Here is a 14,996-nt window from a genome sequence, read left to right on the forward strand (position 1 = left end):
AAAAATTCAATGAAAACCAAACTATATATTTTAATAATAATTTTACTGCCTTTACTGAGTTTTGGACAAAATTCCTACCAAAAAGGCGTAGAATATTACAAAAAAGCCGACTACAAAAATGCTGAAAATGCATTCGATGAGGCCCTAGATGAAGAAATTGAGCCAGCATATAACACTCTTACATACAGAGGATTGGCTAAATATTATCAAAAAAAATACAACGAGGCGTATGAAGACTATAACCTTGCCGTAAAAGACCTCAACAAACTCGGTTATACCAAAATCGGAGAAATGCCAACAAATATCCTAAAAGCCTATGGACTCACACTTTATGACAGAGCTTTAGCCCAGCACAAACGTGGTCAATACAACGAAGCCATAAAGGATTTCAACTTTGCGTTGATGTATAAATATAGCCCTGGAGACTGCTACTACCAAATCGCCAACGCCTATTACGCACTTTCTGATTTTGGAAAAGCTGCCGAGAATTATTCGCTCAGTATGCCTTATAAATCAACAGATTACAGTTTGTATTACTGGCGTGGAAATGCCTATCTGAGCGATGGAAAATGGAAACAAAGCGTTGCTGACTTCGACTATTATATCAAACAAAAACCCAACGATCCCTACGGATACCATTACCGTGGTTTTTCTAAAATCATGTTGGGCAATATTGATGCGGCTATAGAAGATACACAAAAATCTATCGACCTCAATATGAAAGACATCTATTTGGCTTTCAGAAACTTAGGCATGATAAATATCCAATTGGAAGATTGTGAAAAAGCCAGAGAGAATTTTGAATATGCGATTAAATTAAATTCAAACGACAATTTTAGCAAAAACAAACTCGAAACCTTAAGTGACGATTGTGGCGAAACTGAAGAAGAGGAAGTGGTCGTAAAAAATATGCCAAAATATTCAAAACCTACCATCAGCTGGGTATATCCTACACAAGAAAGTATAGAAACATCAGAAAATGTAGTAACCATAAAAGCCTGCGTAAACAGCTCAGAAAAACCAAGCATGAGTTTGTATGCCGACGGCGTGGAGTTGACTTCGAGAGATTTCGTAATTGTGCCATCCAAACAACCTGACTGCCCGTATAGATTTGAAAAACAGGTAACTATACCACCCAACGCCAACCTGACTAACCTCCGTTTTGTAGCCAAAAACTCCGGAGGAAGTGTGGAATCAAGCCGGAAAATTTACAAAATAAAATCACAAAATCCTGAGGCTGAAGAACGTAGAATCGCACTTTTGATAGGTAATGCAGCCTACAAACACAAACCTCTCAACAACACACTCAACGACGTGGACGACATGGCCAAGAAGCTCGAAGGCTTGGGTTTTAAAGTAATCAAGCACAAAAACCTGAAAGCCGAAGAAATGAGTATGGCTTTTATAAAATTTGGAAGAGAGCTGGCCAATTACGATGTGGGCATGTTTTTTTATGCTGGCCACGGACTACAAAACGGCAGCGGTACCAATTTCCTTGTGCCTGTAGATGCTGAAGCCATAAAAACCGACCAAGATTTCAATAAATATTGTGTAGAAGTGGACGAGCTTTTTGGCCAAATGAAAAAAGCCAATTCAAAAGTAAATATCATCATTTTGGATGCTTGCCGTGACAACCCTTTGGACGCAAGAAACACCACCCGTGGCTCTGGCTCTAGAGGCTTGTCTGCCCCTACCCAAAACCCGCAAGGCTCATTTATTTTTTATGCAGCTTCAGCCAACCAAACCGCACTGGAAGGTGAAGGAAGCCGAAACGGTATCTTCACAGGAGAATTGCTGAAGTTTATCGACAAACCCAACCTCAAGCTAGAAGAAGTAGTAAAAGAAACCTCAAAAGCTGTAAAACTAAAAACCAACGACCAACAAAAACCCGCTTGGTACTCAGAGTTTGATGGCGATTTTTATTTTAGGCATTGAGGTGGGGAGATAGCCATTCCGTTGGTTTGCAAAAAGAATGAAGAAATTAATTGATTGGATGTATTTCGAAATGGTTTTTATAAACAACTACTATTTTATCCTCTTTAGTAAAGAATACATTAATTATCCGTGGGTCTTCAAATTTTTTAAGAATTTTGAAATTTTTCAAATCGTAAATTGCTACTATCCCATAAAAGTAATTTTCTCCTATAACTCCATAATTATTGTTTTTGGACAATTTAAGGGTTATTGAAGCAGGATTCAATAAGTGCTTGAACAAGTAGTTTGGAATATTCAAAATGTTTTTCTCAGAATCCAAATCAAAAATACTAATTGAATCGGAGTCAATTTTAACTAAATTCCTATCAAAATCATCCTCTAATATCATATTTATTTTATCTAAAATCATAATAGGCTGTTGACCATCTTGTATTTTTGCAATCCCCCAATTTTTATTTAATAAAAACAATTTGTTCTGTTCTTTAGAAAATATAACTCTATCCCAATAAGACTCCCCCTCAATTGTTATACTATCAATTAATTGTCCAGTTTTTACATTTATTCTCTTTAGTATTTTGTCTGAAAAAAGCATTTCAACTTTTTCGGTTACAGCCATATTTAAAAAAGTAAAAAGCCTCTTCCCGCTACCTGATTCTGGAGTTCTGATTATATCCACAGTGGGTTTTGAATTATTAAATTTGAAATGATAAAAGTTATTTTCGTTAGGAATTTTGGTAACCAATTCATTTGGATTCAAAGACTTTTGAAAAATATAATTATCATATCCTGTTTGAAAAACATTAAGCAATTTATTATTTCTAATATCAATCTTTTTAAGTTGATAGTTACTTGTATTTAAGTATAAATAATTTTCTGATAACAATGCCTTTGTATTTCTTTCAGATGGACTTAGGTCTATTATGTTTTCTGGAATGATTTTTTTTACCTCTCCATCTTCCATTAAAAACAATAAAAAATTCAAGTTTGAGGCAACTTCAAAATCAATGAATCGCCCTTTGTAGGAAATGGTTCTTACTTTCTGACCACTGTCCGACTTATAAATGTCGATTTTGGATAAAACATGGTTGGCAATTGCATAATATAAACCGTCTTTAGAAAATTTTACAAAAGTATCCTCAGCCCAGATATCTAAGACATTTACTTTGTGTTCTCTGTACTTTTCCAAACTTTCACTATTCCAAATAGTCACTTTTTCCCTATCATAAGTTGCCAAATAATTATTTTGATTAGATACTGCCAGAATATTTTTTTCAAAATCTCCAAATGTAGAACTTGTAAATTGGACAGTTTTTAAAATCTTATTACCTTCAAAATCCATTAAAAGCAAGTGTCCTCTTTCAGATACTACCGCAATTTTATTTTTATGCGTTCTTGCAATTGCAGAAAATCCGCCTAAAGTATTTTTCGGGAAATCTAAAACCGTAAATTTTTTTTCAACATTATTATATTCCTCTAAAGTATGTGAAATAAAAAAAAATCGATTCTCGAAACTGCTTTTAACAAAGTCTCTCATTTGGTATGGTTCAAAAAAGAATTCTTGCTTTTTAGAGGTCAAATTAATTTTGCCAATAAAACACTGATTAGTATCTATTCTATTAAATCCACTATAGTATATCACGTAATCTTTAGCTTCTTTATCCAAAAATATCGGATTCACACTACTAATGTCAATATCCTCCCTAAAAAGGAGTTTATTTTGATTTAAAGACCAAACGGACATTGAATTTGATGAATTTATTAAGAAAGTATTATTATCTGGAAAAAGTATTAGCCTCCTTGGATTATTTACAGAAATGATATTTGGTTGACTAAACGTATCAAAAGCACAAAAAAAAGTTGTAGCCATTAAGAAGATTAAAAAAGAGCGTTGCGTTAGATATATAAACATACTTCAAATAATATTTTTAAATATTTTTCAAGTTCCGTGCCAATAATCAGGATAGTAATAGTAAATTGACATTTATTCATTTTTTCTTACCCTTAGGATTGCTCCTTATTTCTAACCTCTTCCCAAATTCCAAACTCAATATTTTGACCATTAAAGTTTAAACCACGATATTGCACAAATATTTCAACCCATTTTTAAAATCACTCTGATGAAAACCAAACTGTTGCTCATCTTTACTGTGTCGCTTTTTATGGTCAATACCTCCACTGCCCAATCGAAAAAAAAACCTATTAAAACGCTCATTGTAGACGGTCAGAATAACCATACGCACTGGCCAAAGATCACCTACATGATGAAGAAATACTTGGAGGAAACCGGTCTTTTTAAAGTTGATGTGCAACGAAGTGCCTATACTTGGGGTGAAGCCGATGGACAAATCAATGATTTTACTATAGCAGGTGTGCCTCAAACAACTGCCGAGAAAAAGCCAAAGGCTGACCCTAATTTCTCTCCTGATTTTAAGAAATACGACTTGGTAATAGTCAACTTTGGCTGGAATGCAGCCCCTTGGCCAGATGCCACCAATGAGGCCTTTGACAGTTTTGTAAAAAAAGGCGGCGGTGTGGTAATCATCCATGCAGCCGACAATTCGTTTCCAACTTGGCCAGCCTACAACCAAATGATAGGCCTTGGTGGCTGGGGCGACCGCACCGAAAAAGACGGCCCGTATGTATATTTTGATGACGCTGGCAAGATGGTGAGAGACAACACACCCGGCAAAGCTGGCTCACACGGTCCGCAACACGAATACACCATAGAAGTCAGAGACGCCGAGCACCCGATAACCAAAGGAATGCCGATGAAATGGCTCCACGCTAAAGACGAACTTTATGACCGTCTGCGTGGTCCAGCAGAAAACATGAAGGTTTTGGCCACTGCCTATTCTTCAAAAGAAAACAGAGGAACGGCTCGCCACGAACCCATGCTCATGACCATAGACTACGGCAAAGGGCGGATTTTCCATACACCGATGGGTCATATTGACTACTCTGTGGAGTGTGTTGGATTTATCACCACACTACTCCGTGGCTCACAATGGGCGGCCACAGGAAAAGTTACGATTCCGATTCCGGCGGATTTTCCTACGGTGGATAAGACAAGTTCTCGTGCATTTGTGAAGTGAGTATTGGGGTGAATTTTTAAACACACAGAAGGATAGAAAACATAGTTTATAACCGCTGGAGCGGAAATACGCAAAGATATTAAGTGAAGTAAAAAACTCCGTGAAACTCAATTATAGATATAGTTTGTAAACTCCGGGTACCTCTGTAGTAAAAAATATCGCAATTTTAACGACCTAATAATGAAACAATTAATATTTCTTGTAACGCTTATTTTTTGCTCTTTTTCTACAAAAGCCCAAAATGTAGAGAAAGAAACCGCTGCCATCAAAGCAGTATTGACTGACTTTTTTGAGACTTTTACTCATCCCGACATGAAATATTTTGATAGAAATTGTAGTCCAGATTTTCAACTTTTGGAGGTGGGTGAAGTCTGGGAACGCAAGGAGATCCAAGCCTATGTAGACCGAATGACTGCCAAGCCTTTGACGTTTGAACGCACCAATCAGTTTGATTTTATTAAAGTCAAATTTTACAAAAACATTGCATGGGTAAATTACCACAACACCGCCACCATCAGATCTTTACAAGACAATTCTATTAAAAAAAGAGAATGGTTAGAAAGCATCATATTGGAAAAAGTAAAAGGCCGATGGGTCTTGCAACAAATGCACAGTTCGGTTAAAAAATAAATAGGTCAAGTGAATTGCCACGAATGCACGAATTATTGTATTAGTGCATTCGTGGCTTACAAAACCGCATTACTTCTTCATTGTTTTCAAGTACTTCATCAAGTCCAAAATCTCAGCTTCCTCCATATTGTCAAATAACCCAACTGGCATGAGTGATGTCGGCATTACCTCTCTCGACTGTATGTCTGATTTGTTGATGAAAACTTTGTCTTGACCAACAATTCGCATGGTGAGTTGCCTGTCATTTTCCGAAATCACGTTGCCAGAATAAGTCCTTCCATCACGGGTAATTACCACTACCAATTTGTAATCATCCTGAATTTCTCCGCTCGGATTCAGCACATTGAATAGAATGTAGTCTGTGCTGGCTCTGTTTGATCCTGTAAGTTCAGGCCCGATATTTCCACCTTTACCATACATTTTGTGGCAGCTTCCACATACTGTTTGAAATACCTTTTCTCCTTTAATTGGGTTTGCCGAGGTCAAAGATTTTTCATTTATCATTCTTTGGTATTTGGCATACGATTTCTCCAAAGACGGCTCCTGCTCTATCGGGCCCCAAACTTCAATAAAACCACTTCCTACCACTCTCAAGAGTTGTCGGGCAGCATAAGGTGGTACATCTCGTTTTGGTATTTTTTCCGATTTTATGGCTTGTGTAAGTTCCCAACCATACTTAGATCTCGACGAAAGCGTCTGAATAGCCTGCTGTTTTTCGACGGCGTTGAATTGGTTATAATTGGCCACCAAAAGCTTTCCAAACTCCGCTTTGTCGTATTCAGAAATGGCTCTGATAGCCTCTAATCTAAGTTTCGGGTCGTTCAATAGGTTTGGAATTTCAGCTAGCAATTCTTCTCTTTTTCTATTTGAAAGTGACTGTATGGCTTGTTGCCTTTGGAGAATCGGTGCGTTCTTGTTTTTTAAGGTAGCGAGCTGTTGTTCAGAGGCTTGGGTATCTCCAAAACGTTGCGAAATCTGGTTGGCCAAAGTAGCAGATTCGCCTTTTGCTACTTTCAATTTTGCAGAAAGTGCGGCCCAATTTTTCGGAGCTTTTAGGTCAAATCTTCCCTCCAATCCATCTCGCATTCCTTTTAAAATCTCTACTTGGTTCGCTCCATTTTTTGTCAAAGAACTTACGATAGCTTCTGGATTATTGGCATCTACCAATCTTCTAGAAATATAGTTTGAAATGAGTGGAATCTTAGCTTGGTGTGCCAAAGCCATGGCCCGAGCAGGATTCACTTTTACCAAACCTTCCAAACCAAACCATATCATTTTAGGCAAATTGTGATCTTCGGCATCTTCGCCATGCATTGCCAATCCTTCAGATATTTGCCAAGCTGTTGCATTATCCACCCTTTGTATTGCCGAAGCCAAATATAATCTAATTACAGCCGAAGCATCCTCTTGGGCCATTTTTACAAACTTCTCTTTGGCATTTTGCTCAGCATTTTTGTCTTCACAAAGCATCTGTATAGCCCACGCTCTCACATATTCGTCTTTGTCTGAAAGCGATTTGTAGAGTTCGTCTTTGCTAATATTATTGGTGATAAACAAAGCCCAAAATGCTCTCAAACGATAGTCTGCATTGGCATTAGTTTCAAAAATAGTTTTCAAATCTGCCAAAGCGGAGGCATCTAACTTACCTTTCAATGCTCTATTTTGTAAAATCAATCTAGCTCTTCTGGAATGCCAATCGCTGGTATTGGTTTGTAAGGCAACTAATTGTTTGTCTGAAAGTTTGTTCAAGTCTTCATATCTACCTTCCCAGTTGATGGCTTTGTTTTCTTTGGGCATAATTCTAAAAACCCTACCCGTTTCCCCATTTACCACTTCTTGGCCGCAAATGTCTGCATCGTGCCAATCGAGGACGTACAATCCACCATCGGGGCCAACTTCCATACTGAATCCCACCCACTGAGCATTGTTGGCCATCAAGAGTTCGTCGCCGTGTTTGGCCACAAAACCAGAGCCTTTTTTCTCTAAAATATCAGATAAAACCGCATGCTCATGGATGTTGGCCATGAATATACGGCCCTGATGTTCAGCCGGAAAAGCATCCGATTGGTACACCCTGGCACCACCGTGAGCAGAGCGATGACTGTGGTCGGCGATAGTTCTGATATCACTGTAGGTATAAGGATTAAAATGCTGTCCCCCCTGACGGTGATAGATGCCTCCCGGAATGATATGCCACATGTGAGGAATCACACAAGCACTTATAAACAGTTGACCTTTAGCGTCATAGTCGATTCCCCAAGGATTGCTGAAACCGTGTGATACCACTTCAAACTTGTCTTTCGTTGGGTGATATCGCCATACACCACCGTTGATATCCACACCTTCACCTTGCAAAATATCTTCCGGAAATGGGTCTTTGTGTCTATAAAGTCGGCCTTTACCCACAGGTTTTCTGACCTTTGAAGGAGTAGCAAATCCTTGACAGCCATAAAGCCAGCCGTCTGGCCCCCAATGCAAACTGTTGAGCGTTTCGTGACGGTCTCGGATTCCCCAGCCGGTTAGTCTCACCTCTATGTCGTCCATATCCGCTTGGTCGTCGTGGTTTTTATCTGGCACAAAAAGCAAGTTTGGCGGAGCCCCCAAATACAATCCATCAAAACCCACAGCCATAGCCGCAGGAAAAGCAATTCCTTCTAAAAACACTTTTTTAGAATCTGCCACACCGTCGTGGTTGGTGTCTTCTAATATCAAAATTCTACTGTTGCCAGCATTCGAAAATCCTTTTCCTCTGGACTCATAATCTCGGTTTTCGGCTATCCAAAGGCGACCTTTATCGTCCCAACAAAAAGCCATCGGTTGGGTTATCATCGGCTCTGATGCCCAAGTATTTACTTTGAAACCATCTTTCAATGTCATGTTGGCCACGGCTTCCTCTGGCGACAAAAACTTAGCATCACGGCCTTCTTTTTGGGCAACTCCCCATAGTGCGTAGGTGTCTCTGTGTCCGCTGAATTCGGTCCACAAATTAGTAAGAGAAACGTCATTGAAAGAACCCGTATAAACAACCAACTGGTGTTTTATAACCTCTACTGTTCCTTTTTTTATTTGCCAATCGCTCGTTCTCGCACGTGCGGGCCCAATCCCCAGCTGGCCATCTACACGCCAATGTTGCGGAAACCCTTTATTTTCGGGATGGTCAAAAACTGCCACATGTACTCTGTCTTTTCTGCCTTCGATGGTCATGCCTGCATCTACCCACATAGATCTTTGGCCTTCTGCTTTTTCGTTCTTTTGCCTTGCCGCATTTATAACTTCGCCATCTATGCCTTCTTTCCAAAGCATTCTCACAAACAAGCCACCATAGTCATATTTACTTATCGTCACATCGGTTTGGGCATCTCCCTCCCACTCCACATTTAGCACATATTTACCATCTTTTTCCTGCATAGTCCAGGTTTGGATTTCTCTCAAAACGGTATTTCCCTTTTCATCCAGAAGGTCATAAACCGTTTGCCATTTCACCTCTGCTCCTTTTGCTTTAATGATTTTGGCAGAAACTTTTCTCCAATAATCTCCCTCAGGATGATGAAAATAATCCCGACCATTCACTCGCGTGTAGCCCCAATAAATTCCTGTTTGGTGTTTGTGGTGGCCTGGGCTGTACTCGGTTATTACCCCTTTTCCATCTGGAGCCATTATGGGGTGTAGGTATGGTCTAAAGTCTTTCTTGGCCACTTGAGTAAGTATGGCTGTTGTTCCTGAAAGCCGAAATACAGAAATGGTTTGTGCTTTTTCGTCTTGGACAACTCTAAGTTGACTTATTTTCGGTGCTGAGTAAGTCTCTTTTTTTGTGTTTGGAATAAAAAACAATAAAAAGCTAAGAAATGCCAAATGCATGGCTAGAAAGAAGTTCTTCATAAAGGAAAAGGTTGAAATTGACCTAAATTTAGAAAATTTTGGGTAAAATCAAGAGTTTTGGAGCAAGCATTCTTTTTTGAAAAAAACTCTTTCTAAATCTTCAACAAAAAAAATGCATCCGAAATATCAGATGCATCTATCATAAGACCCGAATAAGGGTTTTTTAAAATCCTATTTCAATTCCTCTTTAAAAAACCCGATAGTTCTGTCCCAAGCCAGTTTCGCCACTTCAGCGTTATAACGAGCAGGCGAAGAATCGTTGTTGAAAGCATGTTGAGCTCCTTCGTAAATATAGAGTTTGTAATCAATTTTGTTTTCTTTCAAAGCGGCTTCATAAGCCGGAATTCCTTCATTTACACGCTCGTCCATTCCAGCATATTGGAGCATAAGTTTGGCTTTTATTTTAGGAACATCTACCGCGGCAGCTTGTCGGCCATAGTAAGGAACGGCCGCATTGAGCAATGGATCGCTGACAGCCATGGCATTGGCGATGGCTCCACCCCAACAAAAACCTACGCAACCTGTCTTTTTATTGCTATTTTTCAAGCCTCTCAAATAATCCAAGCCACTTTTGATATTTTCAATATTTTGAGCTGGGTCAAGTTTTGGAAACATCGCTCTGCCTTCGTCTTCATTGGCTGGTGTACCTCCAAATGGCGAAAGTGCATCTATGCCCAAAGCAATAAATCCAGCCTTTGCAATTCTTCTTGTAACGTCCTTTATGTGGGGGGTTAGTCCTCTATTTTCATGTACTACCAACACTGCTCCTAGTTTCCCTTTTGCGTTTTTGGGCATTACCAGGTAACCCTTCATGGTGCAGTTTTTAGAAGCATAACTGATGTCTTCCATTGTTAAATCTTCGTCTTGCTCTGATACTTGGTTGGCAAATGCATATTTACCCTCCAACATCGGTAAAATGGCCATAGCAGCGGCCGTTCCTCCAGCTAGTTTTGTAAGTTTTGCTAAAAAATCCTCTCTTTTGAGGGGCTTATGGGTGTATTCGTCAAAAAGGTTGATAATTCTCTGATCCATTTTTTATTTTGGTTTGATAGAACAATTTAAAGAAAATTCTCACAATTATTTTCTGCAATCGACAAAATGCCTAAAATAATCGTTGGATTGGAACTTTCGTCTTCCGCAAGCTTTCTGTTTTCAGTTTTTAATCCTAAATTCGCCACCAAATTCAACCATAAAACATGAAAAAAACTTTTTTAGCTTCTTTGCTCTTATTCTTTTCTCTTAGCCTAGCCGCCCAAACCATCCCCCTACCCGAACATCCAAGACCTGACTTTGAACGTACAGATTGGGTCAATCTTAACGGAAAGTGGGAGTTCGAATTTGATAGTCTTAGTAAAGGCGAAACTCAAAATTGGCAAAATGGAAATACTAAATTTTCAAAAACCATCAATGTTCCATTTCCTTGGGGGGCACCGCTTTCGGGTGTAAAAGATGAGGCGGATATTGCTTGGTATCAGAAAAACATCACGATACCTGCGTCATTCAAAAATAAAAAATCATTCATAACCATCGGAGCCTCTGACTGGGAAACTACCGTGTGGTTTGATGGCAATCTATTAGGAAAACACCAAGGTGGCTACACCCCATTTTCTTTCGATATTACACCTTTTGTAAAACAGGGTTCAGCCCAGAAATTGGTCATAAAAGTAGACGACAAACGCCGTGAATTTACGCTTTATGGCAAACAAGGTTACGGAAACGCCAGAGGAATTTGGCAGACCATCTACCTCGAAGCTCGTGGAAATAGTTTTCTAGACTACGTTCATTTTACGCCCGATATCGACCAAAACAAAGTGAAGGTTTCAGGAGAAATAATTGGTGGAGATTCCAAAGACAATGTGCTGAAAATCAAAGTAAAAGACCGTTCAGAATCTTTGAGTTTTACAGTACCGAAAGGTCAAAAAATGTTTGAATTTACATTTGATGTTCCTAACGCCAAACTTTGGACGTTGGAGAATCCTTACTTATACGAAACAGAAGTTTCTTGGGGAGATGATGTGGTGAAAACCTACTTTGCCATGAGAAAAATCTCAGTGACCAATCTACCTGGCACAAATATTCCTTATGTGGCTTTGAACAATAAAACTATCTATCTTCAACTTACCCTCGATCAGTCGTACCATCCAGAAGGGTTTTACACTTTCCCGACGGACGAATTTATGAAAAACGAGATCCAGCTTTGCAAAAACATTGGCCTCAACGGCCTCCGCACGCACATAAAAGTTGACGTGCCTCGTAAGCTCTATTGGGCAGATAAATTAGGCCTTTTGGTAATGGCCGATTTGCCTAATTTCTGGGGTGAACCCGATGCACAAGCACAAAAAGAGTCAGAGTTTACACTCCGACAAATGATAAAACGCGACTACAATCACCCTGCGATATTTTCTTGGATTGTTTTCAACGAAACTTGGGGCTTAAAGTCAAAAGTGAAAAACGAAACCACAGGAAAAGTAGAAAGTCAATATTTGCCAAAAACTCAAAACTGGGTAGCTTCTATGTATTATTTGGCTAAATCGTTAGACCAGAGCCGCTTGGCAGAAGACAATTCTATCTGTTGTGGATTTGGTCATACAGAAACCGATATTAACTCTTGGCACGAATATCTGCCTGGCTATGAGTGGGAAGCACACATGCAAAAGATTGACCAAGGCACTTATGCAGGAAGCGATTTTCATTTCGAAAAAGGCTTTACACAAGGCAACCAACCAATGATAAATTCAGAATGTGGCAATGTGTGGGGCTACGACGGCAGCACCGGCGATGTGGACTGGAGCTACGACTACCACCGCATGATGAATACCTTCAGAGTACACCCAAAAATGTCTGGCTGGTTGTACACAGAGCACCACGACGTTATAAACGAATGGAACGGCTATTGGCGTTTTGATAGAACCATGAAATACACTGGCCTTGGCGATTTGGCACAGGGAATGACCGACAAAGATTTTCATTCTTTGGTGTATTTGTCTAACGGCCAAGACATTACCCATACAGTAAAAGCCAACGAAGAGGTATCGGTGCCGATATTTGTGTCGGTAATGGAAGACATAAAAATGGTAGACAAGGTGTTTTTGGTAGAATACACGCTCGAAGGAGTAAACCAAATAGGAAATACTGTGAAAGTGAGCGAAGGCAAACTCAACTTGCCGTTTGAGCCATGGATGCAAAAAGCGTTTGATCCTTTGAAAATCAAAATGCCAGAAACCAACGGTGTTTACACGCTTACATTTACTTTGAAAGACAGCAAAGGTGGTACGGTTTATCACAAAAACTTTGTGTCATTTGTGGTCACAGATGGCAAACTTCCAGCTGGTGTTTCGGTAATAGAAAAAGCCGCAAACGCATATTCAGATGCTAAATGGTCCTTGAAAAAATGGGAAATATTGGGTGGTAAAAAAGTAAACGGTGCGGGCAATGGTAGCTTTACTTATACTTTTGAAGGAAAATCTTCAAAAGCAAAATCAGGCTATTTGTTAATGGAATTGGGTGCAAAAGAACTTTTCTTCAAAGATCGTGAAGGCTCAGAAATCAAAAACAGTGACTATATGTTAGGTGCAATAGCTGAGCCGAGCCAAAACCAAAACTCGTATCCGATGACCGACGAGAAAAAGTTTGCTTCAAATCTGAAAGTTTTGGTAAATGGTTCTTTGGTAAAAACAATAACATTAGAAGACGACCCAGCCGATCACCGTGGTATATTGAGTTGGCATAACCAATTGCAAAACAGGAAGCTATCAGAAGCTGGTAGCTATGGATACATGGTAAAAATACCTTTGACAAGTAGCCAAATAAAGTCTTTAGAAAAAACAGGCAAGCTAAGTGTAAAGCTGAGTGTTGACAACGGCGGCGGACTTGCTGTTTATGGTAAAGAATTTGGCAGATATGCTTTTGATCCGTCTATTGTTTTGATGAAATAGTTATTAAATGCTATTTTGCGTCCTAAATATAATGGAACACGGATGACACAGATATTAAAAATAACACAGATTTTCACGGATTTTTTTCATCTATCTTTGAAAGTCTGTGCTTTAAATTTCATATTGACTAATCTAGGGTTTCGTAAAGCTTTAATTGTGTTATCGTTTGGGTCATTTTGGATAAATACCAATGCACAAACAACTAAAAACTTTGAATTCATAAAGGTCGATTCCTCGTTTAGTTCACTTGACGGAGTGTTTTCCGCACTCCCGCCTGATGTGAAGTTCGGTGGAATATCAGGCATCGAGTTTTACAACAATGCCTTGTACTTGGTTTCCGACAGAGCCTTTAAAACTGATACTACAGAAAACTCTTATATTTTTAAAATGGACTCGATTGGTCAAATATCAACTGCCTTCAAGTTTTTTGGCGTTAAAAATGTTGAGTCCATCCGGTTTGATAATTTATCACAAAAGATGTTTTTCGCTTTCGAAAGAGAGGATTCTACAGGTGTGGGTTTTATCAACGAAAACAACATACCTATCAATCTTGCGACGTTTTCCATGAAAACCGATTCATTAACTACGGAAAACCGTGGTATAGAAAGTTTATGTTTTGATGAAAAGCACAATCTTTGGTTTGCTTTTGAATCGAGTTTGGGGCCTTCTATTTCGTTTTTCCAATTTCCTTATGATGCCACAAAAAACAGTTACGATTACAACAAAAAGAAGGTTTTTCAATACCCATTTGATGCCAGAATTTGTATAAAACCAGACCAAAAACTGAGCGGAAATGTGGGGAATGGTATAACAGAAATTTTACCTTTTGATGACAACAAACTGTTAGTAATGGAACGCTGCTTCGATGATAGATTTATAACTATGCGGTTATTTGTAGCCAGTATTCCAAGCGAAGGAAATATTATTTCAAAGCAACAAGTGTTTGAATTTACTATTAAAAATGAACTTTTAGGGCAAAATCGCCCCCTCAGACCAGACAATTTCGAGGGGATGACCTGGGGAAAAGAAGAAAACAATCAACGAATATTGTACATAATAAGCGACGATAATTTTAATCCAAAAAGACAGAGAACATTGCTTTTGACGTTGGGGAAAATTGAGATTGAAAAATAAAAAAATAGCGAATTAATGACGCCTGAAAAAGTAACCATTGCAGAAAAACTTTCGCTTTTCCATGACCATTGGAACCCGAGAATTGTCGGAGAACTAAATGGCCAACATGTCAAATTGGTCAAGCTGCTTGGTGAATTTGTTTGGCATAAGCATGATATAGAAGACGAGATGTTTTTTGTAATAAGTGGTACACTCAGAATGGAGTTTAGAGACAAAACCGTTGAGGTACATCCCAATGAATTTATTATAGTTCCAAGGGGCGTAGAACACAGACCTGTAGCTGAAAATGAAGTGGAAATTATGCTCTTTGAACCCGCTTCTACTCTGAATACTGGCGATACAAAAGGAGAGCTAACAAGAGAAGTTTTGGAAAAAATATAGAGACTGATTT

9 protein-coding genes are annotated in these 14,996 nt (G+C 39.0%); 6 read left to right on the forward strand and 3 right to left on the reverse strand.

Going from position 1 to position 14,996, the window contains the following annotated elements; genetic code table 11:
* Positions 1-9 precede the first annotated feature (9 nt).
* Positions 10-1,935, forward strand: a complete 1,926-nt coding sequence (locus EGI26_RS15705; RefSeq protein ID WP_255079896.1) for a caspase family protein — start codon at positions 10-12, stop codon at positions 1,933-1,935.
* A gap of 46 nt (positions 1,936-1,981) precedes the next feature.
* On the opposite strand, the gene EGI26_RS15710 is transcribed toward EGI26_RS15705, so the two are convergent.
* Positions 1,982-3,844 carry a hypothetical protein gene (locus EGI26_RS15710; RefSeq protein ID WP_255079897.1) on the reverse strand — a complete coding sequence of 621 codons (1,863 nt, stop codon included), beginning with the start codon at positions 3,842-3,844 and terminating at the stop codon, positions 1,982-1,984.
* Positions 3,845-4,052: 208 nt separating this feature from the next.
* Here EGI26_RS15710 and EGI26_RS15715 point away from each other — a divergent pair, with 208 nt between their 5' ends.
* Entirely contained in the window at positions 4,053-5,027 is a 975-nt protein-coding gene (locus tag EGI26_RS15715; RefSeq protein WP_255079898.1) for a ThuA domain-containing protein, read from the forward strand.
* A 180-nt stretch (positions 5,028-5,207) separates the two neighbouring features.
* On the forward strand, positions 5,208-5,657 hold the full coding sequence (locus EGI26_RS15720; protein ID WP_255079899.1) for a nuclear transport factor 2 family protein: 450 nt from the start codon (positions 5,208-5,210) through the stop codon (positions 5,655-5,657).
* Between the two features lie 69 nt (positions 5,658-5,726).
* On the opposite strand, the gene EGI26_RS15725 is transcribed toward EGI26_RS15720, so the two are convergent.
* Both EGI26_RS15725 and EGI26_RS15730 read right to left on the reverse strand, forming a co-directional pair.
* Positions 5,727-9,536 (reverse strand): PVC-type heme-binding CxxCH protein, encoded by a 3,810-nt coding sequence (locus tag EGI26_RS15725; protein WP_255079900.1) that lies wholly within the window; start codon positions 9,534-9,536, stop codon positions 5,727-5,729.
* Positions 9,537-9,707: 171 nt separating this feature from the next.
* Positions 9,708-10,568, reverse strand: a complete 861-nt coding sequence (locus EGI26_RS15730) for a dienelactone hydrolase family protein (RefSeq protein WP_255079901.1) — start codon at positions 10,566-10,568, stop codon at positions 9,708-9,710.
* A gap of 164 nt (positions 10,569-10,732) precedes the next feature.
* On the opposite strand from EGI26_RS15730, the gene EGI26_RS15735 reads away from it, so the two are divergent.
* From EGI26_RS15735 to EGI26_RS15745, 3 genes are read left to right on the forward strand one after another with little or no spacing between them, the layout of a single operon-like run.
* Positions 10,733-13,471, forward strand: a complete 2,739-nt coding sequence (locus EGI26_RS15735; protein WP_255079903.1) for a glycoside hydrolase family 2 protein — start codon at positions 10,733-10,735, stop codon at positions 13,469-13,471.
* 42 nt (positions 13,472-13,513) lie between these two features.
* Positions 13,514-14,605, forward strand: a complete 1,092-nt coding sequence (locus EGI26_RS15740; protein ID WP_255079904.1) for an esterase-like activity of phytase family protein — start codon at positions 13,514-13,516, stop codon at positions 14,603-14,605.
* Positions 14,606-14,620: 15 nt separating this feature from the next.
* On the forward strand, positions 14,621-14,986 hold the full coding sequence (locus EGI26_RS15745; RefSeq protein WP_255079906.1) for a cupin domain-containing protein: 366 nt from the start codon (positions 14,621-14,623) through the stop codon (positions 14,984-14,986).
* The last annotated feature ends 10 nt before the right edge of the window (positions 14,987-14,996 follow it).

This window comes from Lacihabitans sp. CCS-44 (assembly GCF_024343735.1).
Lineage (GTDB): Bacteria > Bacteroidota > Bacteroidia > Cytophagales > Spirosomataceae > Leadbetterella.

Excerpts from the sequence above, each read along its gene's own strand:
- EGI26_RS15705 (WP_255079896.1), top strand. The coding sequence starts at position 10 with ATGAAAACCAAACTATATATTTTAATAATAATTTTACTGCCTTTACTG.
- EGI26_RS15730 (WP_255079901.1), bottom strand. The coding sequence starts at position 10,568 with ATGGATCAGAGAATTATCAACCTTTTTGACGAATACACCCATAAGCCC.
- EGI26_RS15745 (WP_255079906.1), top strand. The coding sequence starts at position 14,621 with ATGACGCCTGAAAAAGTAACCATTGCAGAAAAACTTTCGCTTTTCCAT.
- EGI26_RS15715 (WP_255079898.1), top strand. The coding sequence starts at position 4,053 with ATGAAAACCAAACTGTTGCTCATCTTTACTGTGTCGCTTTTTATGGTC.
- EGI26_RS15725 (WP_255079900.1), bottom strand. The coding sequence starts at position 9,536 with ATGAAGAACTTCTTTCTAGCCATGCATTTGGCATTTCTTAGCTTTTTA.
- EGI26_RS15710 (WP_255079897.1), bottom strand. The coding sequence starts at position 3,844 with ATGTTTATATATCTAACGCAACGCTCTTTTTTAATCTTCTTAATGGCT.
- EGI26_RS15735 (WP_255079903.1), top strand. The coding sequence starts at position 10,733 with ATGAAAAAAACTTTTTTAGCTTCTTTGCTCTTATTCTTTTCTCTTAGC.
- EGI26_RS15720 (WP_255079899.1), top strand. The coding sequence starts at position 5,208 with ATGAAACAATTAATATTTCTTGTAACGCTTATTTTTTGCTCTTTTTCT.
- EGI26_RS15740 (WP_255079904.1), top strand. The coding sequence starts at position 13,514 with ATGACACAGATATTAAAAATAACACAGATTTTCACGGATTTTTTTCAT.